The sequence below is a fragment of the Marinobacter sp. OP 3.4 genome (assembly GCF_036224885.1).
Taxonomy (GTDB): Bacteria; Pseudomonadota; Gammaproteobacteria; order Pseudomonadales; family Oleiphilaceae; genus Marinobacter.
In genome coordinates, this window is the sequence record NZ_JAVVLT010000095.1 from 16,505 (window position 1) to 38,929 (window position 22,425).

23 protein-coding genes are annotated in these 22,425 nt (G+C 62.7%); 17 read left to right on the plus strand and 6 right to left on the minus strand.

What is annotated here, in order from left to right; translation table 11 throughout:
* The first annotated feature begins 14 nt into the window (after window positions 1-14).
* The 16 genes from RO069_RS15150 to RO069_RS15225 all read left to right on the plus strand — a co-directional run bounded on the left by RO069_RS15150 (window position 15) and on the right by RO069_RS15225 (window position 15,485).
* On the plus strand, window positions 15-1,559 hold the full coding sequence (locus tag RO069_RS15150) for an HAL/PAL/TAL family ammonia-lyase (RefSeq protein ID WP_328188641.1): 1,545 nt from the start codon (window positions 15-17) through the stop codon (window positions 1,557-1,559).
* Window positions 1,556-1,975 (plus strand): acyl-CoA thioesterase, encoded by a 420-nt coding sequence (locus RO069_RS15155; protein ID WP_442915378.1) that lies wholly within the window; start codon window positions 1,556-1,558, stop codon window positions 1,973-1,975. The genes RO069_RS15150 and RO069_RS15155 overlap by 4 nt, the downstream gene beginning before the upstream one ends.
* Window positions 1,972-2,574 carry an outer membrane lipoprotein carrier protein LolA gene (locus RO069_RS15160; protein WP_328188642.1) on the plus strand — a complete coding sequence of 201 codons (603 nt, stop codon included), beginning with the start codon at window positions 1,972-1,974 and terminating at the stop codon, window positions 2,572-2,574. The genes RO069_RS15155 and RO069_RS15160 overlap by 4 nt, the downstream gene beginning before the upstream one ends.
* Window positions 2,571-4,982, plus strand: coding sequence for an MMPL family transporter (locus RO069_RS15165; RefSeq protein WP_328188644.1), 2,412 nt, complete (start codon window positions 2,571-2,573; stop codon window positions 4,980-4,982). The genes RO069_RS15160 and RO069_RS15165 overlap by 4 nt, the downstream gene beginning before the upstream one ends.
* 24 nt (window positions 4,983-5,006) lie before the next feature.
* Window positions 5,007-6,242 (plus strand): NAD(P)/FAD-dependent oxidoreductase, encoded by a 1,236-nt coding sequence (locus RO069_RS15170; RefSeq protein ID WP_328188645.1) that lies wholly within the window; start codon window positions 5,007-5,009, stop codon window positions 6,240-6,242.
* A gap of 13 nt (window positions 6,243-6,255) precedes the next feature.
* The gene (locus RO069_RS15175; protein WP_328188647.1) at window positions 6,256-6,921 is read left to right on the plus strand and encodes a DUF3261 domain-containing protein; all 666 of its coding nucleotides are present in this window, start codon (window positions 6,256-6,258) and stop codon (window positions 6,919-6,921) included.
* Window positions 6,918-8,114: a beta-ketoacyl-[acyl-carrier-protein] synthase family protein gene (locus tag RO069_RS15180; protein ID WP_328188649.1), complete on the plus strand. Its 1,197-nt coding sequence runs from the start codon at window positions 6,918-6,920 to the stop codon at window positions 8,112-8,114. Before RO069_RS15175 ends, RO069_RS15180 begins: the two co-directional genes overlap by 4 nt.
* Window positions 8,114-8,599, plus strand: a complete 486-nt coding sequence (locus RO069_RS15185; protein ID WP_328188651.1) for a hotdog family protein — start codon at window positions 8,114-8,116, stop codon at window positions 8,597-8,599. The genes RO069_RS15180 and RO069_RS15185 overlap by 1 nt, the downstream gene beginning before the upstream one ends.
* Complete coding sequence (locus RO069_RS15190; RefSeq protein WP_328188653.1) at window positions 8,596-9,321, plus strand: 3-ketoacyl-ACP reductase FabG2; 726 nt, start codon at window positions 8,596-8,598, stop codon at window positions 9,319-9,321. Before RO069_RS15185 ends, RO069_RS15190 begins: the two co-directional genes overlap by 4 nt.
* A complete protein-coding gene (locus RO069_RS15195) occupies window positions 9,321-10,550 on the plus strand; it encodes a beta-ketoacyl-ACP synthase (RefSeq protein ID WP_328188655.1) in 1,230 nt (409 codons plus the stop codon). The genes RO069_RS15190 and RO069_RS15195 overlap by 1 nt, the downstream gene beginning before the upstream one ends.
* Window positions 10,551-10,590: 40 nt before the next feature.
* Window positions 10,591-11,136 (plus strand): methyltransferase family protein, encoded by a 546-nt coding sequence (locus tag RO069_RS15200; protein WP_328188657.1) that lies wholly within the window; start codon window positions 10,591-10,593, stop codon window positions 11,134-11,136.
* Window positions 11,137-11,205: 69 nt separating this feature from the next.
* On the plus strand, window positions 11,206-11,931 hold the full coding sequence (locus RO069_RS15205; RefSeq protein WP_328188659.1) for an ABC transporter ATP-binding protein: 726 nt from the start codon (window positions 11,206-11,208) through the stop codon (window positions 11,929-11,931).
* 1 nt (window position 11,932) lies between these two features.
* Window positions 11,933-13,102 carry an ABC transporter permease gene (locus RO069_RS15210; RefSeq protein WP_328188661.1) on the plus strand — a complete coding sequence of 390 codons (1,170 nt, stop codon included), beginning with the start codon at window positions 11,933-11,935 and terminating at the stop codon, window positions 13,100-13,102.
* 34 nt (window positions 13,103-13,136) lie between these two features.
* Window positions 13,137-13,394 (plus strand): acyl carrier protein, encoded by a 258-nt coding sequence (locus tag RO069_RS15215; RefSeq protein WP_328188663.1) that lies wholly within the window; start codon window positions 13,137-13,139, stop codon window positions 13,392-13,394.
* Window positions 13,395-13,428: 34 nt separating this feature from the next.
* Entirely contained in the window at window positions 13,429-14,589 is a 1,161-nt protein-coding gene (locus RO069_RS15220) for a beta-ketoacyl synthase N-terminal-like domain-containing protein (protein WP_328188665.1), read from the plus strand.
* The gene (locus tag RO069_RS15225) at window positions 14,586-15,485 is read left to right on the plus strand and encodes a beta-ketoacyl synthase N-terminal-like domain-containing protein (protein WP_328188667.1); all 900 of its coding nucleotides are present in this window, start codon (window positions 14,586-14,588) and stop codon (window positions 15,483-15,485) included. The genes RO069_RS15220 and RO069_RS15225 overlap by 4 nt, the downstream gene beginning before the upstream one ends.
* Before the next feature lie 20 nt (window positions 15,486-15,505).
* On the opposite strand, the gene RO069_RS15230 is transcribed toward RO069_RS15225, so the two are convergent.
* The 4 genes from RO069_RS15230 to RO069_RS15245 form a co-directional block, all read right to left on the minus strand.
* Window positions 15,506-16,501 (minus strand): BtrH N-terminal domain-containing protein, encoded by a 996-nt coding sequence (locus tag RO069_RS15230; protein ID WP_328188669.1) that lies wholly within the window; start codon window positions 16,499-16,501, stop codon window positions 15,506-15,508.
* Window positions 16,498-16,911 (minus strand): hypothetical protein, encoded by a 414-nt coding sequence (locus tag RO069_RS15235; protein ID WP_328188670.1) that lies wholly within the window; start codon window positions 16,909-16,911, stop codon window positions 16,498-16,500. The genes RO069_RS15230 and RO069_RS15235 overlap by 4 nt, the downstream gene beginning before the upstream one ends.
* On the minus strand, window positions 16,904-18,064 hold the full coding sequence (locus tag RO069_RS15240; protein ID WP_328188671.1) for a beta-ketoacyl-ACP synthase III: 1,161 nt from the start codon (window positions 18,062-18,064) through the stop codon (window positions 16,904-16,906). Before RO069_RS15240 ends, RO069_RS15235 begins: the two co-directional genes overlap by 8 nt.
* Window positions 18,065-18,125: 61 nt before the next feature.
* Entirely contained in the window at window positions 18,126-19,046 is a 921-nt protein-coding gene (locus tag RO069_RS15245; RefSeq protein WP_328188673.1) for a dialkylrecorsinol condensing enzyme, read from the minus strand.
* Between the two features lie 197 nt (window positions 19,047-19,243).
* Here RO069_RS15245 and RO069_RS15250 point away from each other — a divergent pair, with 197 nt between their 5' ends.
* On the plus strand, window positions 19,244-19,933 hold the full coding sequence (locus RO069_RS15250) for a hypothetical protein (protein ID WP_328188675.1): 690 nt from the start codon (window positions 19,244-19,246) through the stop codon (window positions 19,931-19,933).
* A 62-nt stretch (window positions 19,934-19,995) separates the two neighbouring features.
* Here RO069_RS15250 and RO069_RS15255 read toward each other — a convergent pair whose 3' ends face one another.
* Window positions 19,996-21,627 carry a methyl-accepting chemotaxis protein gene (locus RO069_RS15255; RefSeq protein ID WP_328188677.1) on the minus strand — a complete coding sequence of 544 codons (1,632 nt, stop codon included), beginning with the start codon at window positions 21,625-21,627 and terminating at the stop codon, window positions 19,996-19,998.
* A gap of 93 nt (window positions 21,628-21,720) precedes the next feature.
* Entirely contained in the window at window positions 21,721-22,308 is a 588-nt protein-coding gene (locus RO069_RS15260) for a GNAT family N-acetyltransferase (RefSeq protein ID WP_442915379.1), read from the minus strand.
* Window positions 22,309-22,425 lie beyond the last annotated feature (117 nt).

The following is a 22,425-nucleotide window of genomic DNA, read 5'->3' on the forward strand; positions in this document are numbered from 1 at the left end:
GATGACCTGACCTGATGATCCTATTTGACCATAAGCCGATATCCATTGAAGACGTGAATGCCATCGCCCGCGGTGAAGCGGCGGTGATGCTCAGCGACGACACCGACTTCCGTGAGCGGATCCGCCGCGGCAGCGGGTTCCTGGAACAGCTGCTGGAGGAAGACGGTGCTATTTACGGCGTTACCACCGGTTACGGGGATTCCTGCACCACCATGATTCCCGATGACCTGGTCGCGGAGCTGCCACACCGGCTCTACACCTTCCATGGTTGTGGCCTGGGCAATGTCCTGCCGCCGGAACAGAGTCGTGCGGTAGTAGCGGCGCGGCTCAACTCCCTGACCATGGGCTATTCCGGCGTCACCGAAGACCTGCTGGAACAACTCACCCTGCTGCTGCGCAGGGATATCCTGCCGGTGATCCCGGAAGAGGGCTCCGTGGGCGCATCCGGCGACCTGACGCCGCTGTCCTATGTGGCGGCGGTGCTGTGCGGTGAGCGGGAGGTGTATTACCGGGGTGAGCGCCGCAACACCGCCGAGGTGTTCGAGGTCGAGGGTATCCAGCCCCTGCGCCTGAAGCCCAAGGAGGGGTTGGCGATCATGAACGGCACCGCGATCATGACCGGCCTGGCCTGTGTCGCCTGGCAGCGGGCGGAGTACCTGTCCCGCCTGGCCACCCGCATCACCGCCATGGCAACCCTGGTGCTGGATGGCAACGCCCACCACTTCGACGAAACGTTGTTCTCGGTCAAGCCTCATCCGGGGCAGCAAACGGTGGCAGCGCGGTTGCGGGAGGATCTCCACGCCGGCGAACCGCCCCGCAACCCGGACCGCCTGCAGGACCGTTACTCCCTGCGCTGCGCACCCCATGTCATCGGTGTGCTGGAGGACGCCTTGCCATGGTTCCGTCAGTTCATCGAGAACGAACTCAACAGTGCCAACGACAACCCCATTATCGACGGGGAAGGGCGCCACGTTCTCCACGGTGGTCATTTCTACGGCGGTCATATCGCCTTTGCCATGGACTCCCTGAAAACGGCAGTGGCCAATATTGCTGACCTGCTGGATCGCCAGATGGCCCAGATGATGGATGTGAAGTTCAACCACGGGCTGCCGGCCAACCTGTCCGGCGCCCAGGGTGATCGGCGGGCCATCAACCATGGCTTCAAGGCCGTACAGATCGGTGCCTCCGCCTGGACGGCGGAGGCCCTGAAGCTCACCATGCCCGCCAGCGTGTTTTCACGGTCCACCGAGTGCCACAACCAGGACAAGGTCAGCATGGGCACGATCGCGGCACGGGACTGCCTGCGGGTGTTGCAGCTTACCGAACAGGTGGCCTCCGCGTCCCTGCTGGCGGTAAGCCAGGGGTTGGAGTTACGCCTGGGCCAGGGTGACATCACCCGGGAAGGCCTGGGCGAGGAATTGCGGTCCATGGTGGCCTCGGTTCGCGAAACCAGCCCCCACCTGCTGGAGGATCGGGCCCTGGAAGGGGAACTGAGAGCATTGATTAACCAGATTCAGGGCCGGCACTGGGCGCTGTATCCGGAGGAGTCTTCCACATGATCAAGGCCACCGTTCAGGTGAAGGTGCCGTTCCATGACATCGATATCATGGAGATCGCATGGCACGGACACTACGTGAAATATTTCGAGATCGCCCGCTGTGAACTGTTCGAACAGCTGGATTACAACCACCTGGCGATGCGCGAGTCCGGTTATGCCTGGCCGGTGATTGATCTGCATGTGCGCTATGCCCGGCCCAGCCGCTTTAACCAGGTGCTGAACGTCACCGCCACCCTGAAAGAATGGGAGAACCGCCTCAAGGTGGATTACCTGATCACTGATGCCGGTACCGGTGAGAGACTGACCAGGGGCCACACCATCCAGGTCGCCCTGGACATGCGTACCCGGGAAATGTGTTTCGTATCACCGGACGTGCTGCTGGAAAAGATTGAGAAGGCAAAGGAGGCACAGGAGTGAGGACCGCGATCGCCATGGTGGTGATGCTCTGCGTGGGGGCGGTTGCGCCCGCATGGGCTGCGGATACTGCCTCTGCCATCAGCGACGACCACCCGCTGTTTACGATCATGATGCCAGCGGCGGACGCCCGGTTGGAAGGGCGGTTCGTGCAAGAGAAAACACTTGAAGATCTTGATGCAACCATCGAATCAAAAGGAAGTTTTACGTTCTCTGTTGACCAGGGGCTGCGGTGGCGGGTGAGCGAGCCGGTGGCCAGTGAGCTTCGCATTACCCGGGAGCAGATCGTGGAGATCCAGAACGGCGAGGAGGTCATGCGCATGGCCACCGAGGATCAGCCCATGACCCGCGTGATCACCGAGATCTTCTTTTCCATGTTCACCGGGAACCGGGATGCGCTGGAACAGTATTTTGAGCTGGTCGGCAGCAGGACAGCGGACCGCTGGACCCTGCATCTGGACCCGGTGGACGACAGTGTGGCCTCGGTCATGGCGTCCATCGAACTGGTTGGTGACCAGCAGGTGGAGGAGATGATTCTCCGCGAGACCAATGGCGACACCACCCGGATACGTCTTGAAGACGTGAGACTCAGTCAGCCGTGACCAGGGTGCGGGGCCAGCAACGCCTGGCGGCTGCGGCATGGTTGATGGTGCTGGTGGCCATGATGGCCTGGAGCGCCAGCCACCTGTTATCCGGGCGTAACGTCGATACCAGCATCCTGGCGCTGTTGCCGGCGGGGGTCGAGGACCCGGTCACAGAGAATGCTGCACAGGCCCTGTCCGATGAGATAGCCACCCGTGCGGTGCTGATGCTCGGAGGCCGTCGGGATGACAGGCAGAAGCTACAGGCCCAGGCGGTGCAGTTTCGTCGGGCACTGGAGCAGAGCGGCGCCTTCGAAAGCGTACGCCTGGGGCCGGACCCCGGGCTGCTGGAGGGGCTGCGAGAGGATTACCGCCCCTACCGTTACCAGTTGCTGACCGTGCAGGACCGCCGCCATTTGCAGGATGGTGACCAGGAAAGGCTGATTCGCCGTACCGTTCGCGAACTGGTCAACCCCGCCACCGCCGGCAGGGCCGCATCGCTGGTGGAGGATCCGCTGAACCTGCTGGGACACTGGCTGGCATCCAGGGCCCCCGGCGCCAGCTTCAGCCAGGACAGCAAGGGTTTCTATGCCGAGCGGGGGAGCCGACATTACCGGGTCGTACTGGTGCGGTTTACCGGCGCCCCCTTTGACGGGGCCACCCAGGAGCAGGTGCTGGCGGCGGTAAGTGCGGCGCAGGAAGGGCTGCCTCCCTCAACCAGCGTCCACAGATCCGGGCTCGTATTCCACGCCGCTGCCGGTGCCGACCAGGCCCGTCGGGAACTGTCCACCATTGGCCTGGGGTCGCTGTCGGCCGTGGTATTGTTGCTGCTGTGGCATTTCCGCTCCGGCTGGTCCCTGGTGCTGCCAGTAGTCAGTGTGGGCGCGGGGCTGTGTGTCGCCGCCACTGCCAGCCTACTGATTTTCGGGCGACTCCACGTGGTGACCCTGGCTTTTGGCGCCAGCCTGGTGGGCGTCTCGGTGGACTATGCGATGCACTACCTGTGTGCGCGTCAGGCCATGGCCAGGGTGCCGTTGCGGCATATCCTGCCGGGCATCACCCTGGGGCTGCTCTCCAGCGTGCTGGCTTATGGCGCCCAGTGGTTCACGCCATTTCCGGGGTTGCGACAGATTGCCGTGTTCTCTGCGTTCGGCCTGATCGGCGCGTGGTTGACGGTGGTGTTCTGTTTTCCGCTGATAGGGCTACGTGGCCTCCGGCGCCCGCACGGTTTGACAGGCCGTCCCCTGGGCCGTGGACTGGAGTGGCTGGGCCAGCGGTCCCGGTGGCCGGTGGCCGGCGCACTGGCACTGGTATCGGTGGCCGCCGTGGCGGGATGGTTCCAGGTTGAATTTCGCGACAACCTGGGGGATCTGCAGTCGTCGCCCCGGGCCCTGCAGGAGTCGGAGCAACTGGTCCAGGCCGCCAGCGGCGCAGCGGGTTCCGGGCGTTTCCTGGTGGTGACCGGCGATAACGGTCAGCAGGTGTTGCAGCGGGAGGAAAACCTGCGACCCACGCTGCAAGCCTGGGTGTCGGAAGGCCGGCTGGGCTCATTCCAGGCCATGTCGCAATGGATACCGTCGGTAGCCCGTCAGCAATCGGATTACGCCCACGTCCGGCACACCTTGCTGCGGACGAACCTGCTGGACCGGCTGGGGTCGGACCTTGGCCTGCCGGCCACGTTCCCGGACAGGAGCCGGGAGTTGCTCAGCACCCATGAGCCGGAATGGCTGGTACCCGGGGCGGCGGCCGCAGACATGCCAGTTGCCGGGAGATACCTGTCTTACCTCTGGCTGGGAGAGCAGTCGTTGAACGGGCAGGGTGCCGCCTCGGTGATCGCCCTCGGCGCGGTCACCTCGCCGGACGTCTACCAGGAACTGGAGGCCCTGGCAGACAACCATGACGGCGTGCGCTTTGTGGATCGGGTGTCCGATATTTCCGGGCTACTGGCCCGTTACCGGCAACAGGTTGGATTGTGGCTGGCGGTGGCCTATGGCCTGGTGGGCCTGGTGCTGCTGGTCCGGTACCGACGCAATGGCTGGCGGGTCCTGTTGCCGCCGTTAATGGCCACTGGCCTGACGTTCGGTCTGCTGGCACTGGCGGGCCAGCCGCTGACCCTGTTCAACCAGCTGGCCACGCTGCTGATATTGGGCATCGGCCTGGACATGGGGATATTCCTGCGGGAAAGCGATGGCCAGACCCATGCCTGGGAGGCGGTTACCCTGTCGGCGGTCACCTCGGTGCTGGCGTTCGGGTTGCTGGCCCTGAGCAGTACGCCGGTCTTGCATCATTTCGGCGTGACGGTATTGCCGGGGCTGGTGCTTTGCTGGCTGATTGTGTTTGTTGTCTCGCCCCCCGGAGCAGGCCCGGGTTTCGGTAAAGCACGTGATGAAGTTCGTGATGAAGTTCGTGATGAGGTACGTGATGTTTAGATCTTGGCAGTGGAGAGCAGTGTCTTGAGCTCGGTGGAAATAACGACGGATGTGCTGATTATTGGCGCGGGCCCGTCGGGTGCGGTGGCGGCTGGCCTGCTGAGGAAGAAGGGCTGGGATGTGCTGGTGCTGGAAAAGCAGCATTTCCCCCGCTTCTCCATAGGCGAAAGCCTGTTGCCCCAGTGCATGGCCTTTGTGGCCGAAGCGGGGATGACCGAAGCGGTGGAGGCGGGCGGCTTCCAGTACAAGAACGGTGCTGCCTTTCACCATGCGGGCCGTGACACTGCCTTCGATTTCCGGGAGAAGTTCTCCCATGGGCCGGGCACTACTTTTCAGGTGGAGCGGGCCCGCTTCGACCAGATCCTGGCCGGGGAGGCGGAAAAGGCCGGCGCTGATGTCCGCTTCGGTCATGAAATTGTGGCGGTGGATTTTGAGAGCGACAGGCCCCGGGTGGATGTGCAGACCGATGAGGGCGGGGCCTGCCAGGTCAGCGCCCGTTTCGTACTGGATGCCAGTGGTTTTGGTCGGGTGTTGCCCCGCTTTCTGGATCTGGAAACCCCGTCGTCCTTCCCGGTTCGTATGTCGCTGTTTACCCATGTGGAGGACCGCATCGATGCTGCCGACCATGATCGTGACAAGATTCTGATCACGGTGCATCCGGAGCATCGCGATGTCTGGTACTGGCTGATTCCCTTCGGCAATGGCCGCAGTTCCCTGGGGGTGGTGGCCCGTCCCGAATTTGTGGAGCGTCACCAGGGCAACGCCGGGCAACGCCTGTGGCAGATCGTTCACCAGGATCCGAATCTGGCCCGGCTGCTGGCCAATGCCCAATGGGATACACCGGCCCGGGAAATCCGTGGCTATTCCGCCAATGTGAAGCAGCTCTGGGGCCGTCATTTTGCGCTGCTGGGCAATGCCGCGGAATTCCTCGATCCGGTGTTTTCCTCCGGGGTCACCATTGCCATGAAGTCCGCCAGTCTTGCGGCAAACCTCCTGGATCGCCAGCTCCGTGGTGAGATCGTGGACTGGGAGAAGGACTTCGCCCGACCCCTGAAGCAGGGCGTCGACACCTTCCGCACCTATGTGGACGGCTGGTACGACGGCAGCTTCCAGGACGTGATTTTTGCGGAGAATCCGTCGGTTCCGGTGCGGGAGATGATCTCATCGATTCTCGCGGGCTACGCCTGGGACACGGACAACCCCTATGTCAGTGAAAGCCGCCGCCGTCTGCGGGTGCTGGCAGAGTTATGCCGGGGGTGATGTGGTGCCATCCATGAGAACGGCCGCTGGTATTGCCATCCTGTTGTCGCTGCTGCTGACCCTGACCGGGTGCCAGACCCTGATGCAGGCGTCAGGGCCGGAAACACCGGCGCTGGTGCCACCCCAGGAAACCACGCGGGTGATCCAGATGAACCAGCGGTTGATGATCCGGACGCCAGACGGTGATACCCGGCGAATGCTGGCGGTTACCACCCTGTCACCGGATCGTCTGCAGGTGAACGGCTTGGGCATTACCGGTCAACGTCTGTTGGAGATCCGCTGGGACGGCCACACGCTGGAAACCTGGCAGGCACCGGGCCTGGACGAGACCCTGCCCGCCGAATGGCTGCTGGCCCAGATCCAGCTGGCCTACCTGCCAGAAGACATTCTGCGCCGGCATTACCATGGTCACTGGACGTTACAGATAGACACGGGAAAACGACACCTGCTGCTTGAGGGCGAAACTAACATTACGGTAACCTGTCGCGCCCGGTTGACGGGCGGGACAGACTGCCTGGTGCCGGATGCTTCGGTACTGATTGAGCACCACCGATCGGGCGTCGTCATCGAGGTGGATACCCTCAAGGTGGTGGAAAGAACACCGGACCGGGACGCTGCCGGGCGCCGGTCAGCGAACGGACCCCTGGCGGCTGGAAGGCCTGAGCGCAGTCAACCATGAATCACACAGTCTATCTGCAAAAGCCGGCGATTCTCTGTGCCCTGGGTAACAGCACGGATGAGGTGGCACAGCCCCTGTTTGCCGATAAGCCCCGGGAGCTGACGGTTACCGACCAGTATACGCCGGGGCGGAGGCTTCCCCTTGGCGTGGTATCTGCCGACCTGACGGCCTTTGCCCTGGACGATGCGCGCGAGAACAGCCGCAACAACCGCCTGCTGCTGGCGGCCCTGGCGCAAATCCGTGATCAGGTGGATCAGGCACTGGAGGCACATCCGGCCCATCGCATCGGTATCATCCTGGGTACCAGCACCTCCGGTATCGGTGATGCCGAGCGGGCCTTTGCGGAGCGTGAGACAGACCGCCCGCTGCCCTCGTGGTATCACTATCAGCAGCAGGAAATAGGCGGCCCGGCGCGGTTTCTGGCCCGGTACCTGGGGACCTCCGGCCCGGCCATCACCATTTCCACCGCCTGTTCCTCCGGGGCCAAGGCCCTGGCCAGTGCCCGCCGGCTGATCCTGACGGGGGTTTGCGACGTGGTGATCTGCGGTGGCGTCGATACCCTGTGCCGACTCACGGTCAATGGCTTCAGTGCCCTGGATTCCGTCAGCGAGACCACCTGCAACCCCTTCAGCCGCAACCGCAATGGCATCAATATCGGTGAGGCGGCGTGCCTGTTCGTGATGAGTCAGCAACCAGGCCCGGTGGCATTGGCCGGTGCTGGCGAAACCTCGGATGCGCATCATATTTCCGCGCCACATCCGGAAGGGCGGGGTGCCCGGGGCGCGATGCTGGCTGCGCTTGACGATGCCGGCCTGGCTCCTGGCGCCATCGATTACCTCAATCTTCACGGTACCGCCACACCCCAGAATGACCGCATGGAGAGCCTGGCGGTGACCTCGGTGTTTGGCGATACGCTGCCCTGCAGCTCCACCAAGCCCCTGACCGGCCACACCCTGGGAGCCGCGGGCGCGCTGGAAGCGGCCTTCTGCTGGCTTAGCCTTACGGGTACTGGTCTGTTGCCTCCGCACTTCTGGGATGCCGAGGAAGACCCGGACATGCCGCCCCTCACACTGGTGTCGCCGGATCAGGCCGGAGAAGGGGCCGCCCCCCGGAACGTGCTGAGCAACTCCTTTGCCTTTGGCGGCAACAACATCGCCCTGGTGCTGAGCGCCGCCGATGAGGAGCACCGTTAATGAGCACGGCGATGGATGGGACACAACCGCAATGGTCGGTGGACGAGCTGATCCGCCATCGGGGTGACATCAGCCTGCTGGACCGGATAATGGGCCATGGTGACACCTGGCTTGAGGCGCGGGCGGTCATCACCCGGGCCAACCTGTTCCTGGAACAGGGTGAAGTACCAGCGTGGGTGGGTATTGAATACATGGCCCAGGCCGTCGCCGCCTGGGCCGGAACCCAGGCACTGACAGAGGGAAGGCCGGTCAGGGTGGGCTTCCTGTTGGGAAGCCGTCGTTATGAGACCAGCGTTGCCGGATTTGTTGAAGGCTCCACCCTGAGGATCCGGGTGGATCAGGAAATGAAGGGTGACAATGGTGTGGGTGTGTTTAATTGCCGGATCAGCGGCAGGGAGCCCCGTGGACAGGCCTTTGAAGCCAGCGCCCGTCTGAACGTATTTCAGCCCGAAGAGTTTGATGACCTGTTAAAGGTGGAATCATGACAGAAACCGTTCTGGTAACCGGTTCATCCCGGGGTATTGGCAAGGCAACAGCCCTGCGCCTGGCCCGGGAGGGTTACGACATAGTGCTGCATTGCCGTAGCCAGCGTGAGCAGGCAGAGGCCGTGGCACAGGAAATCACGGCCCTGGGCCGGAATGCCCGTATCCTGCAGTTCGATATTGCCGACCGCCAGCAGACTTCGGACGTTCTGCTGGCGGATGTGGAGGCCCACGGCGCTTACTACGGTGTTGTCTGCAACGCCGGTGTGACTCGCGACAACGCTTTTCCGGCCATTCCGGGGGAAGACTGGGACACGGTGCTGCATACCAACCTGGATGGCTTCTACAACGTACTCAACCCGCTCATCATGCCCATGGTGCGACGTCGCCAACCCGGACGGATTGTGACCCTGTCATCTGTGTCGGGGCTGATCGGCAACCGCGGGCAGGTGAACTACAGCGCAGCCAAGGCCGGCATCATCGGTGCCAGCAAGGCCCTGGCGGTGGAGCTGGCCAAGCGCCGGATCACCGTTAACTGCGTGGCTCCGGGGCTGATCGAAACTGAAATGCTGGACGATGTGCCGGTGGAAGAGGCCCTGAAGATGATTCCCAGCCAGCGTCTGGGTACGCCCGATGAAGTGGCGGCCACCATCAGCTTCCTGATGTCCGGGGACGCTGGCTATATCACCCGACAGGTCATTTCGGTGAATGGAGGTATGTGCTGATGAAACGGGTGGTGATCACCGGAATGGCGGGTATTTCCCCCATTGGCAGTGACTGGGAGACCATCTGGGGCAACCTGGAGAATGGCCGCACCGGGGTGCGCCGAATGGATGACTGGGAGCGGTACTCCGGCCTCAATACCCGGCTGGGTGGGCCGGTGACCGACTTCGAGCGGCCCGCCCATTATTCCCGTCGGGCAATCCGGGGCATGGGCCGTATCGCCCTGATGGCCACCCGGGCGTCCGAGCTGGCCCTGGAGAAGGCCGGGCTGCTGGATGACGACAGTATCCGCGATGGCCGCATGGGGGTGTCCTACGGTTCTTCCGCAGGCTCGCCCAGCGCGGTGGCGGAATTCGGCAACATGTTGATCCACGAGGCGGTGGATGGGCTGAATGCCACTTCCTATATCCGCATGATGTCCCATACGGCGCCGGTGAACATCGGCGTCTTCTTCGGGCTCAAGGGGCGGGTCGTTACCACCTCCAGCGCCTGCACCTCGGGCAGCCAGGGCATCGGCTATGCCTATGAAGCCATCAAGTACGGTCAGCAGACCCTGATGGTTGCCGGCGGCGCGGAGGAGCTCTGTGCCACCGAGGCAGCGGTGTTCGACACTCTCTACGCCACCAGCACCGCCAATGATACGCCGCACCTGAGCCCCCGACCGTTCGATGCCAGCCGCGACGGCCTGGTGGTGGGTGAGGGCGCCTGTTCGCTGATCCTGGAAGAGCTGGAGCATGCGAAAGCCCGGGGCGCGACCATCTACGGTGAAATTGTCGGGTTTGGCACCAACTCCGATGGTGCCCATATCACCCAGCCCACCCGCGAGACCATGCGCAACGCCCTGGAGCGATCCCTGGACGATGCGAACCTGGCGCCCGAAGCCATCGGCTATGTCAGTGCCCACGGTACTGCCACCGATCGCGGCGATGTGGCGGAAACCCACGCCACCGCCGATATCCTGGGCAACCGGGTACCGATCAGCGCGTTCAAGAGCTACACCGGCCATACCCTGGGTGCCTGTGGCGCATTGGAGGCCTGGGTGGCCGTGGAAATGATGAACCAGGGTCGCTTCCATCACACTGCCAACCTTGAGCAGGTGGATCCAGAGTGCGCGGAGCTGGACTACATCACCGGGGAGCAACGGGTACTGGATTGCGAGTACGTGATGAGCAATAACTTCGCCTTTGGCGGTATCAATACCTCGCTGATCTTCCGGCGCTGGTCGTCGTGATGTCTGTCAGGCCGGTGGTGTTTTTCCGGGAGCGGGCAGGGTGCAGGTGCTGACCTTTCTGGGGCTGCTGCTGGTACTGGTGTGGTGTTGCCGCCGGCAGCTTATGAATCCCCGCTGCCACGGATTCTACCGCTTCTTTGCCTTTGCCGGCATCCTCTGGCTGCTGGTACGGGGGCTGCCCCTTTGGCATGAAAGGCTGTTCTCGTGGCATCAGGCGATGGCCACGGTATTGCTGGCCCTGTCAGCGTACTTCCTGATCAGTGGCCTGTACCGCCTCAGGCAGGATGGCGGACGACGAAGCGAGGAGCAGCCGGATGAGAACTTCGCCTTTGAGAACACCGCACGGTTGGTGACCAGTGGTATCTACCGGTACGTGCGCCATCCCATGTATACCTCCCTGCTGTTCCTGTGTTGGGGGGTATATCTCAAGGACATCACGGCAAGCGGCCTGCTGGTGGCCCTGGGGGTATCCGTGGCGTTATTGCTGACGGCCCGGGTAGAGGAGCGGGAAAACCGCCACTTCTTTGGTCACGACTATGAGCTCTACCGACATCGAAGCCGGTTGTTCATCCCGTTTTTACTGTAGCAACTTTTACTATAACAACGCCCCGGCGTGGTCAATAATGCCGGCGGTCCATCAGTGGACAGCATCACCTTGGTTATCATAGATACCCTGTCATACCAGTATTCGCCCCGCTCTGCACCAGTACTGGACGGTATCAGCCTGACCGTGGCTGACGGTGCGCTATTCGGCCTGCTGGGCCCGAACGGTGCCGGCAAGACCACCCTGCTGTCGTTACTGACGGGATTGCTGCCCTGTCCGCCCGGGCGAATCTTGCTGAACGGGCAGGACGTAGCCTCACGCCGCCCGGCCACCGGGTTGGCGCTGGTGCCCCAGGAGTACGCCTTCTACCTGCCGCTCACGGTGGGCGAGAACCTGACGTTCTTTGCCGGGGTCCAGGGGCTGCCAGAGTCGCAGATAGCGGAACGAGTGGACCACTGCGCCCGGCGCGCCGGCATCCAGGACCGTCTGCAGGAGCGCGCGGGACGTCTGTCCGGGGGGCTCAAGCGACGCCTGAACCTGGCCATCGGGTTATTGCCGAGCCCGCGTTTGCTGCTGCTGGACGAACCCACGGTGGGTATCGACCCCCATTCCCGGCATTTCATCCTGGAGACCATCCGCGACCTGAACCGGGAAGGCACGACGGTTATCTACACCTCTCATTACATGGAAGAGGTGGAAGACCTTTGCGACCGCGTGGCCATCATGGATCACGGTCGTCTGTTGCGGGAAGGTCCCCTGGCGGATCTGCTTGTAGAGGGGGAGGGCAGCCTGGAAACCCTGTTCCTCAACCTGACCCATAGGCAGCTGAGGGACTGATATGAGCCTGTTCCGAGCCCTGATACGCAAGGAATTCCTGCTGCTGAGCCGGGATCCCCACGGCCTCCTGCTGCTGTTTGTGATGCCGGCGGTGTTTGTGCTGATCATGACGTTCGCGTTGCAGAACCAGTACGCCATGAACCACGAAACCCGGCTGGATTTTTTTCTGGTCAACCAGGATGGCGGCCAGTTCAGCGCCGCCTTTGCCCGGGAACTGGGCGCGGTGAGCCCCTTCAACCGGGTGACGGCCGACGCCCCCGAGACGGAACTGCGCCAGCGTGCCAGGGCCGACGAAGTGATGTTCCTGGTGGTCATCAGGCCTGATTTCGAACAGAACCTGGTGGCACGGGCCCGGGCCGTCAAGCTTCTGGTGGCACCGGGCACATCGCCGGTTTTCGCTGGCATCGCCGAAGCACGGGTGACGGAACTGCTCAACCGTTTCTACCTGCAGTACCGCATGGCGTCCCTGCCGGGCATCAGTGCCGGTGCGCTCGACACCAGCACGCCCCTGGTGGATTCGGAATCGCTGTTTGATGACAGCGGCGTGTTGCCGTCTTCGGTGCAGCACAATGTTCCGGCCTGGCTGCTGTTCGCGATGTTCTTCATCGCCGTGCCCCTGTCCACCACCCTGATCCACGAACGCCAGCAGGGCACGCTGATGCGCCTGCAAACCATGGGAGTGTCCCGCGCCCGGGTACTGGCGGGCAAGGTGGTACCATACCTGCTGGTCAACCTGATGCAGGTGGTGCTGCTGTTCCTGATCGGCCTGTACCTGGTCCCTCTGCTCGGCGGTGACCAGCTGACCCTGGGCAGTCACCCCGCTGGCCTGGTGCTGGTCTCGGTGGCGGCGAGCCTGGCGGCGGTATGCTACGCGCTGTTTATTGCCCAGATCACCTCTACCGTGGAGCAGGCAACCATCGTGGCGGCGGTGTTCAATATCATCATGGCCGCCATCGGCGGTGTGATGGTGCCCCGTTTCCTGATGCCGGAGGCCATGCGTCAGCTGGGGGATTTCTCGCCCATGGCCTGGGGGCTCGAGGGCTTTTTCGACATCCTGCTCCGTCATGGCACGGTGGTGGATGTGTTGCCCGAAACCGGTGGCCTGCTCGGCTTTGCCGCGCTGATGCTGGCGCTGACCTTTGTCTTTTCCCGTCGCTCCGCGAGCGCCTGATTGACTGATATGACCCGTTGGAAGATGTCGTCGTATGAACGTTGAAGACCTGAAAGTTGAACTCAAAAAGCTGATTGTTGAAGAATGCGATGTGGATGTGGAATCGGACGACATCAGGGACAATGAGTTCCTGATTGGCCCGGACAGCCGCCTGGATCTGGATTCACTGGACGCCCTGAGCATCTCCCTGGAGGTGAAGCGGCGTTTTGGAAAGCACATCGACAGTGGTAACGAAACCCGACTGGCCCTGACATCGGTGGACAAGCTGGCGGCCTTTATTGTCGCGGACTGACCCATTGGGCCTTCTTGGAGATCAGGAGCACCCCATGGCCCGCCAAGCCAGAATCGCAGCCACCGGAATGATCAGCAGCCTGGGACGGGGTGTGGCTGACTCGGTACGGACGTTGATGGCGACACCTGAGCGACAGGCCGGGCAACTGGTCCTGGCCGGTTTCGATGAGCCCCTGTCTGTACCCTACCATGGCGTCGAGGGCGGCCCGGACGATGCCGGCGAGCGACTGGCATGGCTGCTGGATCAGGCCCTGGCGGAACTGTTCGAGCGGGCACCTCTTTCCGCCTCGCAGCGGGCGGGTATGCCGGTGTTTATCGGCTCGTCCTGTTATGGCATCGGCATGGGTGAGTCGCGCTACCGGCAACAGTTGGCACAAAGCCCGGCGTCGGCAATGCCATTGCCACTGGATGGGTTTGGCCAGATCAGCCGCCATCTGCAAATGCAGCATGGTCTGACGGGGCCGGATTTTTCGCTCAACACCGCCTGCACCGCCACTGCCAACGCCCTGCTGGGTGCGCTGACCGCCATCCGTAACGGACAATGCGACCGCGCCCTGGTGGTGGGCCTGGAGGCCCGCAACCACACCACGCTGTCCGGCTTCCATGGTATGCAGCTGATGGCCACGGACACCATGAGGCCGTTTGACCGGCGACGGGATGGTCTGGTGCTGGGGGAGGGCTGCGGCGTGTTGTTGCTGGAGGCGGACAGTGTCGACAGCGGGGCCTGTTACCTGGCCGGTGGCGCCAGTAATTGCGACACCTACAGCATATCCGCCTCCCATCCTGATGGCAGCTCCATCGCCTCGGTAATGGCCGCGGCCCTGGCGGACGCCGGTATTGCCGGGGAGCGGATCCTGGCCATCAAGGCCCATGGCACCGCCACGCCACTGAATGACACCAGTGAGGCTGCCGGAATGCGTCGGTTATTCCATGAACTGCCGGATTTCTTTTCCCTCAAGTCCGCCCTCGGCCATACCCTGGGCAGTTGCGGCGTAATGGAAACCATCCTGATGGAGGCCTGCCTCGGCCAGAACCGGCTGCCGGCCAGCACCGGGTTCGCGGAAGCGGACGATGCCCTGCAGGTTGCCCCGATGACGGCTGGGCGGGAGGCGGAGGACGGCAGTTACCTGCTGAACTTTTTCGGTTTCGGTGGCAACAATGCCAGTCTGGTGCTGAACAGACGGAGCGGACCATGACGCCTTTCAGCCCGCCACTGACCATCCAGGCCCTTGGCGATTTCTACCGGACCATAGACCCTGACAGGGGCCCGGATCCGCTGCGGGAGACACTGGCAGCGGTAAGCCGGGAGCGGTTCCGGCGCATCGACCGGTACACCCAACTGGCGCTGATCGGCTCGGGACGCTGTGTCGGCGATACCGGGCTGGCCAGTGATACCGGCCTGTACATCGGTTCACGGTTTGCCTCCCTGAGCAATACCATCACGGTGCACCAGCAGATGGTGGCTGGCGGCAGCGTGCCCAAGCCGGCCAACTTCATCAATACCCTCAGCAACTCCGCCGGATACTACGTGGCCCGCAATCTGGGGCTGGATGGCCGCAATCTGTTTGTGTCCCGGCAGGATGCCTCGCTGATCGCCGCCCTGCAACTGGCCGTGGCGGATCTGGCGGGCGGGTCCATAAGGCAGGCCCTGGTGGGGGTGGTGGACGAATCGTCCATGCCCCTGGAGGAACACCGCAGGCGCCTGGATGTCGCCCCTGGCACACCGCTGGGCGAAGGAAGCCACTGGTTCAGGGTGTCCCCCCACAATCGGAGAGCGTCGGCGGAGGATAGTGAGCCCGGGCTGGCCACACTATCGCACCTCGCCACCCTGGCGAATGAGGAAGCGCTGTCGGACTGGATGGAAGAGGCAAGTGCGGACGGGGCAGGCATCTGGTGGCCGGAGCAGGATACAGACCTTCCGGCGCCGGTAGCGCACCTGCCACGCTACCAAGCGGGTCTGGCATGCTATCCCGCTGCCATGGGCGGTGCCATCGTCCGCTATCTGGAGGGCGGTCAACAGCACCCCCTGTTGCTACTGGCCCCGGATGGAGCCAATCGCTACCACGGGGTTCGACTTAACCCGGCCCGGTAACCTCCCAATGAACCCGTGAACTATCCCCGGAGGTTTGCCGACAGCAACTGCCGGTAGGCGGATTCTTCCATGGCGGCAACTTTCATCAGCTGATCGGCCAGTTTCTGGTAGTCCATGGCCATTCGCCCCTTGAGCATCTTGGCGCAGAACAGGGCGAACCGCCGCCATTCGTCGCCGGCATCGGTCACCTGGTCAGCGGACAGGGCGAGCCGGGGCTTGTCGATCAGGGTCGCGGCTTCCTGCAGGAACGATGCGAACAGGAAGCGGAAGCCCGCGCCACCGGTGCCGATCTCCTCCTGCATGCGTACCATATGACCGATAAACAGGCGGTTGAAGTGATCGTCAGCAGGGGAGAAGCGTCCGATCCGCCTGGCCACATGGCGGATCCCCTTTACCCCGATGATGGGCAGTGGCGTACGCAGCATCATGTTCACGGTGCTGCGGATGGCCGCCGGGATGGCCTGGTCAAAGTCCACCGCGTCCGGCAACCGGGTCGGATAGTACAGCAGCCCCCGGGGGGCCAGCATGCCCTTCACGAACCGGGCTCGCTGCAGGCCATTGGCGGTCGCCCTGACGGTATCCTCGAACGTGGGGTCGCTGATCAGGTAGTCGTCCTGTTCCCGCCCGTAGGCCACCAGGTTGTGGGCGTTGAAGTGAAACCGCATGTTTTCCGGAAAGTAGGGCAGCCAGTAGACCGATGCCTGCAGGCCCACTGGCCGGTTGCCATCCAGGTGCCTGTCCAGGGCCGCAAGCCCGGCCTCGGGGGTGCGGAAGCGCTGGAAATCGAAGCGGGCACCTATCCGGCGACTTAGCCCGCTGATGATTCGCCCCGGGGGCATCCGGTAGGCCAGCATGGGCATGCCGCCCACACGGATCAGCGGAATGTAGGCGAAGGTGAGCGCGGACGACAGGCCGAACACCATGGGTTCTGACAGGTCCAGGCCGTTGTGGCGCAACAGGCTGGCCACCGCACCACTTTCGCAGTGGGCCGTTTGCTGGTGAAGGAAATCCGTCATTGCCCGTCCCGTTCCGGTGGCAGTTGCATGAGTTCTTCCCGGGTAAGCTGCAGTGCGTCCTGGTACCGGGCCAGCTTGCTGGCGGGCAGATGCCGGAACACCGCTGGCTTCAGGTGACGCCGGACCTGCCAGCGGAACAGGCCCGATGCCTGGGCAAGCACCGTCCGGTCCATGCGGCGGGCGTACATGTGATACTCCAGGGGGGAGGTCAGGCCCTGCTCAACCCGCTGTCTGGCATCCCTGGCCTGGCGCTCGAATTCGTCCACGGCCTGCCCGAGCACCACTTCCTCCGCTTCCCAGCCGCTTGACAGCACGGTGGTGTAACGCCCGGACTCGTCCCGGGCGTAGAGCCGCTTGCGCTGACCTTCCAGCGAGCGGGCCTGGTCCTGGGGAACGTCCCGGTCACGCATCGCCGGCTCCGGGCCCACAAACGGTGAGCTGCATGAAGCAGGAGGAGAAACGACCGCTTTCCGGCACATAGCACAGGATCTTCTCGCCGGGCGTCAGTCGGCCGGAGTGGAACAGTTCCTCCATCATGATGTAGATGGACGCGGAGCCGGTGTTGCCCTTGTCGGTCAGGTTGGTGGCCCAGCGCTCGAACGGAATGGTGATGCCGACCCGGGCCATGCCGTCGTACAGGCGCTGGCGGAAGTAACCGGAGGAATAGTGGGGCAGGAACCAGTCATAGTCGTCCCCGGAAATGCCCCGACGCTCCAGGATATCCGGCAGGAACTGCTCCACCGTCGTGCTGACAATGTTTTCATTCAGCAGCTTGACGTCTTGCTTGATGGCGAGGACAGACTCTGCCAGTAATGCTTCCGGGGGCACATCCTTCCAGCTTTCCAGGCTGCCATCCTCGCGCTTGCGGGCCCCGGCGTACATGCAGGCTTCCAGCTCGTTGGCATAGGAACGGATGTCGATCCAGTCGATGCGGAGAGACAGTCCGTTACTGGCTGGCCTTTTTTCCATCTTTACGGCGCCAGCCCCATCGGACAGCATCCAGCGCAGGAAATCCTTCTCGAACGCCACCTCGGGGCGTTTTTCCAGCGCCTTGAGGCTTGCGGCGGCTTCCGGTGCGAACGAACGACCGCGCATAACGGCCGACACCAGTTCCGAGCCGGTGGCAACCACCGTGTCATGCACCCCGTTGGCGACGCTCATCCAGCCATACTTCATGGCGGACATGCCGGCCAGGCAGACACCGGCGGTGGCTACCACTTCGCAGGCCGGGGAGCCCAACTCACCGTGTACCATGACACCATGATTGGGCAATAGCTGATCCGGCAGGCTGGTGCCACAGACCAGGCAGTCCATCTTTTCAAGTACGCCTTCCCCCAGGGCCCTGACCGCTTCCGCGGTCAGTTGGGCATTGGTATGAGTGCGTTCGCCCGTCTCCGGGTCAATGGCGTAGTGACGTTGGCGAATGCCGTTGCTCTTGAGGATCACCCGCCGGGCCTTTGAGGGATTACGTCCGGCCTGACCCAGTATCGATTCCATCTCATCGTTGGCGACGGGAGCGTTGGGCAGGGTAGCGGCAATGGCGGTAATGTAAACCTGGTTCATGGGGTGTGACGACTCATTTATCGAACGTTGTGCCGGACCTTCGCGGCTGTCAACAGCAGGGTTATTCCCCTGAGGGTGTGGCGAAATCCGCTCTCAGGCGTGCAATGCGCTTGCGGGATAGCGGGGTGGTGATCTTGCGGATGAATACACCCAGGGGCACCACGGTCAGAATCATGGCAATCAGGAAAACCGAGTAAAACACCAGTACGGGTTTTCGTTGCCAGGAGCCCTTCGGCCCCAGGGTTCTCAACAGGCACCCCCATAGGCGAAAGGCCCGTTTGCCGGTACGCTCGCTGCTGATCAGGCGGTCATCGATGGTAACCGCGTGCAGCCCGCGAAGCAGGGTCTCATCCAGGGGACCACCGGCCCGCAAGCGTTCGCGGATGCGGATGCCGAAACGGTCGCAACCGTCGATATCCCGTTGGGAGACACCCGCCCGGGGGATCCGGCCACCCAGGAACGGGCCCCGGTGCCCGGTGAGCATCCACAACGGCGTGGCAAAGAAGCTGAGGAAACTGCCAGCTTCATCCACCAGGGCGACGTTGCCCACCAGCTTCGCCCCCAGGCCGTCCAGCATCTGCTTCATGTCTTCCTGGGCCATCAGCCACATGTTGCGGCAACCGATCAGCGTAACGATGGGTTTATCCTTCAGGAGTCCGGCTGCCAGGGGAGTTTGCAGGAACGCCGTCATGGGCAGCGACGGAGACAGGAACCAGACCTGATAGGCGAGCACCACCAGGTCGAAATCGTCGTCTGCCTGGATGTCGAGCGCTTTCAGGGGTGGTGGATCCCGGTGGACACACTCGGGAAACGTGTCGAGAAACGTCAGGAAAGGCCAGGGGAACGGAAACGGTTGTTCCGGGCAGAGATTTTCAAAGGTCACTTGAACGTCCGGCGCTGATACCAGTGGCCTGGCGAACTGCTTTGTAATACTGTCCAACTGCCCGGTCTGGGAATAGTGGACCACCAACACTTTCTTCATTTTACGCGTCCAGAAGGCTGTGCCAGAATCTCGCCCGTTAACGGCCTGTAACCAATCGGTAATAAAATAGGCGCGAAACTATAACACAGGCGTTGCCCCGTCTGAATGACTCGAATGTAGTGAAATGTATGAGCATTGAGTTTTGTATCCCCCCGAATCATCCGGCGCTTCCGGGGCACTTCCCGGAGAACCCGATCGTGCCCGCGGTTGTAACCATCCAGGAGGTGGCTCGACGTCTGGGTGACCTTACCGGACGGCAGATTGATGAAGTCAGGCAATTGCGTCTGCAGCAACCCGTGTTGCCTGGACAGCGGATTACCATGAGTTGTGAGCCCAAGGGCACGAACGCCTGGCGGGTGACATTGGCGGCGGAAGGCGAGGTACTGGCTCGGGGGACCTTTGGACAAGGGGCAGAGCCACTGGCGGCGCCGGAACAGCGGGCTGTCGATGGCGGTTCATCAAGGAGCGCTTCGGCGGCCTATCGCCTGTTGCCCCATGCCGACGATATGGCCCTGATTGATACGTTTGAAACCGACGATATCGGTAAAGCCCATACTTCCGTTATTCATGCCGCCGGACATCCCCTTGAGGAGACGGGTCATCTGTTGCCATGGGTTTCCCTGGAGTACGCCGCTCAGTTGTACGGCTGTCATAGTCTGCTCGCCAACCAGGTAACGTCGTCGGGTGAGGCCATGGGGGGTGCCTTTATCGTGATAGTCAGGACGTTGCGGGTTGATATTGCCCGGCCACTATGGAGCGGTCAAAAGGCGGATCTGGTGTTGCAGGTATTAAGTGAGCAGGGCGCCGCCGCGCAGTGCGAGTTTGAGGCGCGGGTCGGCGCTGATACTTGGTGCCGGGGGGCGTTCACAGTGGTATCGGGTGGCTAGCCCGGTACGTTTGTACCCCCGTACCAGGCGCTCAGGGACTTTGTGGGCTGGCGGGAAGTGAATTAACCGGCCAACCGGATCCGGGAAGAGAGTTCGGTCGCTTCCCGGGCCATGGTGTCCAGTTCCGGCACGCGGCGCAGGTTTTCGTCCGCGCTTTCCCGCATCTTTTCGGCGGTTTCCGCCACGTCGGTGACGTTGCGGTTGATGTCATCGGACACGTTGGTCTGTTCCTCCGCAGCGGTGGCGACCTGGATGGTGGCCTGGTTGATCTGCGCCATGCGGTTGCTGATACCTGCCAGGGTCTGGCGGACCGCTTCCACGGCCTCCGAGGTTTCCCCCGCAACGATTTCACTCGCTTTCATGAACTCCGTGGCGTCGTTGGAACCCCGGGTGATGGTCTCCACGATGCCGTCGATCCGTTTGGTGGCGTCCTGGGTCTTGGCCGCCAGGCTGCGTACTTCGTCGGCCACGACGGCAAAACCACGTCCGGCCTCGCCGGCGCGGGCGGCTTCAATGGCGGCGTTGAGGGCCAGCAGGTTGGTCTGGTCGGCGATCTCGCGGATCACCCCCATGACGTCACTCACTTTGCGGCCATCCCCGGCCAGCCTCTCCACGGTTTCAGCGGACAGGCGGATCTGATCGCTTAGCCTGCCCATGCTGTGACTTGCCTGCTGGGTGCGTTCATCGGCTTCTGTCGCCTCGGTGGAGGCCTCGCGGGTTTCGCCGGATACGGATGTGGCGTGGTTCGCCACTTCCTGGGCGGTGGCCGACATCTCGTTCATGGCGGTGGCAATCTGGTCGATCCGCTGGTGGGACTGCTCCGAATGGTCCGCCACCTGCCGCGCATTGGTCTGCAGGGCCTGACTGGTAACGGACAGCTGCTCGGAGAAGCGGTTCATCAGCGAGCCGGTTTCCGACAGAAAGCCGTGCAGGTTGCGGGCCGCGTCGGCCAGGCGTCCCAGCTCGTCATTCCGTCTGAGGGTGACCGGGCTGGACAGGTCACCGTTGCCCAGGCGGTCGAGCTGGTCGGTCAGGGTACGTACCGGGCGCACCACGGTGCGTGAAAGCACCAGGATGCAGAGCAGCGTCCCGACCAGGATGGCGGCCAGCATGATGATGCCGATCAGGGTGGTATTGCGGGTGACGGATTCGTTCAACGACTCCGCATCGGCCAGGGCCTGTTCGCGGATCAGCATTGACGCTTCTTCAATCAGTTGCGCCGGTTCCCGGTCGATGCCCTGGACCGCCTGGTCACCTTCCCGGTGGTCGTAGTCCGCGGCGACAAAGTCCTCGAAGCCCGCACGGTAGGCCTGTCCCATACGTCGGTGGGCATCCTGGAAGCGGCTCAGGAGCGATCGTGCCTCGCCCTCGGGCAATTGGGGAACCAGAGTGTCCAGAGCCTGCTGGATGCCGGCTTCCTGCTCCTGGAACTGCCGCCAGTACTTGGTTCTCTGGTCGTCGTCACCGCCCCGGATCAGCACATTCTTCCACTCCTGTACCTGGGTCTTGAACCGGTTGAGGACACTTTCGGCTTCCAGGGCATGGACCATCTTTTCGCTGGCCAGGGCATGGTACTCACGGTTGGAACTGAGGGAATGGCTGAAGTAGAAAGTCGCGCAGACGGCAACCAGCAGATTGGCGGCGAGAACAACGGAAAGCACACGGTTAAGGATGCTTCGGGAGATAAAGTTCATGGGCGGATATCGGCTCCTGGTCATGACAGGGGAAGTGCGGTAGCTGCTTATCGGCAACGAGGGGCGGTAGTTGACGATTTTCGTATGAAGGTTTTATGACAGTCGCCGAATCCAGAACTGCATGGGTTTTGTGGTCTGTGACTGATCCCCCACATCCGTCCAGGCGTAACCGGTAGTGAGACCCGGTACCGGTTGGTATCCTCGATTGCGCCAGAAGGTGTCCAGGGGCTGATAGTCGGCCGGGCGGGCCGGGTGATCCGCCGGTCTGTCGACGGCGCAAAAACAGCAGTGGGTGAAGCCGCCCAGCTCACGGGCCCGGGTCTCGCGATGATCAAAGAACGCCACGCCAATGCCCTGGCCCCGATACTCCGGGAGCAGTACCGACTCGCCAAAGTAGAAAATGCGTTCCGGATCGTAACCGTGATCCACGAAGGGCTGTTTGAATTCGTCGGTCTCGTGGGCCATGGGGATCGCGGTGGCCGCGCCTACGATCCGATCACCGTCCTGTGCCAGTACAAACAGGCTGTCCGGGGAGTCGGCGTAGGTGGACAGGTAGCGTTGTTCGTACGCCATGCTGCCGTCGTAGAGATAGGGGAAGGAGCGGAATACCTGGATCCGCAGTTGTGCCACATCGTCCAGGTAGGGCAGGATATTGTTACCAGTGATCGGGAAAATCTGAATGGTCATGACGACCTCCATAAAAAAACCGCCAACCCTGTTAAAGGCGGCGGCTTTTCGGAATATGGCTCCCCGAGCTGGGCTCGAACCAGCGACAAACGGATTAACAGTCCGTTGCTC

What these genes read in the sequence shown, in the direction of transcription:
- RO069_RS15230 (WP_328188669.1), bottom strand. Translation starts at nt 16,501, where the DNA reads ATGACGGATTTCCTTCACCAGCAAACGGCCCACTGCGAAAGTGGTGCG.
- RO069_RS15175 (WP_328188647.1), top strand. Translation starts at nt 6,256, where the DNA reads ATGAGAACGGCCGCTGGTATTGCCATCCTGTTGTCGCTGCTGCTGACC.
- RO069_RS15155 (WP_442915378.1), top strand. Translation starts at nt 1,556, where the DNA reads ATGATCAAGGCCACCGTTCAGGTGAAGGTGCCGTTCCATGACATCGAT.
- RO069_RS15240 (WP_328188671.1), bottom strand. Translation starts at nt 18,064, where the DNA reads ATGAACCAGGTTTACATTACCGCCATTGCCGCTACCCTGCCCAACGCT.
- RO069_RS15210 (WP_328188661.1), top strand. Translation starts at nt 11,933, where the DNA reads ATGAGCCTGTTCCGAGCCCTGATACGCAAGGAATTCCTGCTGCTGAGC.
- RO069_RS15225 (WP_328188667.1), top strand. Translation starts at nt 14,586, where the DNA reads ATGACGCCTTTCAGCCCGCCACTGACCATCCAGGCCCTTGGCGATTTC.
- RO069_RS15150 (WP_328188641.1), top strand. Translation starts at nt 15, where the DNA reads ATGATCCTATTTGACCATAAGCCGATATCCATTGAAGACGTGAATGCC.
- RO069_RS15195 (WP_328188655.1), top strand. Translation starts at nt 9,321, where the DNA reads ATGAAACGGGTGGTGATCACCGGAATGGCGGGTATTTCCCCCATTGGC.
- RO069_RS15220 (WP_328188665.1), top strand. Translation starts at nt 13,429, where the DNA reads ATGGCCCGCCAAGCCAGAATCGCAGCCACCGGAATGATCAGCAGCCTG.
- RO069_RS15190 (WP_328188653.1), top strand. Translation starts at nt 8,596, where the DNA reads ATGACAGAAACCGTTCTGGTAACCGGTTCATCCCGGGGTATTGGCAAG.
- RO069_RS15185 (WP_328188651.1), top strand. Translation starts at nt 8,114, where the DNA reads ATGAGCACGGCGATGGATGGGACACAACCGCAATGGTCGGTGGACGAG.
- RO069_RS15255 (WP_328188677.1), bottom strand. Translation starts at nt 21,627, where the DNA reads ATGAACTTTATCTCCCGAAGCATCCTTAACCGTGTGCTTTCCGTTGTT.
- RO069_RS15215 (WP_328188663.1), top strand. Translation starts at nt 13,137, where the DNA reads ATGAACGTTGAAGACCTGAAAGTTGAACTCAAAAAGCTGATTGTTGAA.
- RO069_RS15235 (WP_328188670.1), bottom strand. Translation starts at nt 16,911, where the DNA reads ATGCGTGACCGGGACGTTCCCCAGGACCAGGCCCGCTCGCTGGAAGGT.
- RO069_RS15180 (WP_328188649.1), top strand. Translation starts at nt 6,918, where the DNA reads ATGAATCACACAGTCTATCTGCAAAAGCCGGCGATTCTCTGTGCCCTG.
- RO069_RS15245 (WP_328188673.1), bottom strand. Translation starts at nt 19,046, where the DNA reads ATGAAGAAAGTGTTGGTGGTCCACTATTCCCAGACCGGGCAGTTGGAC.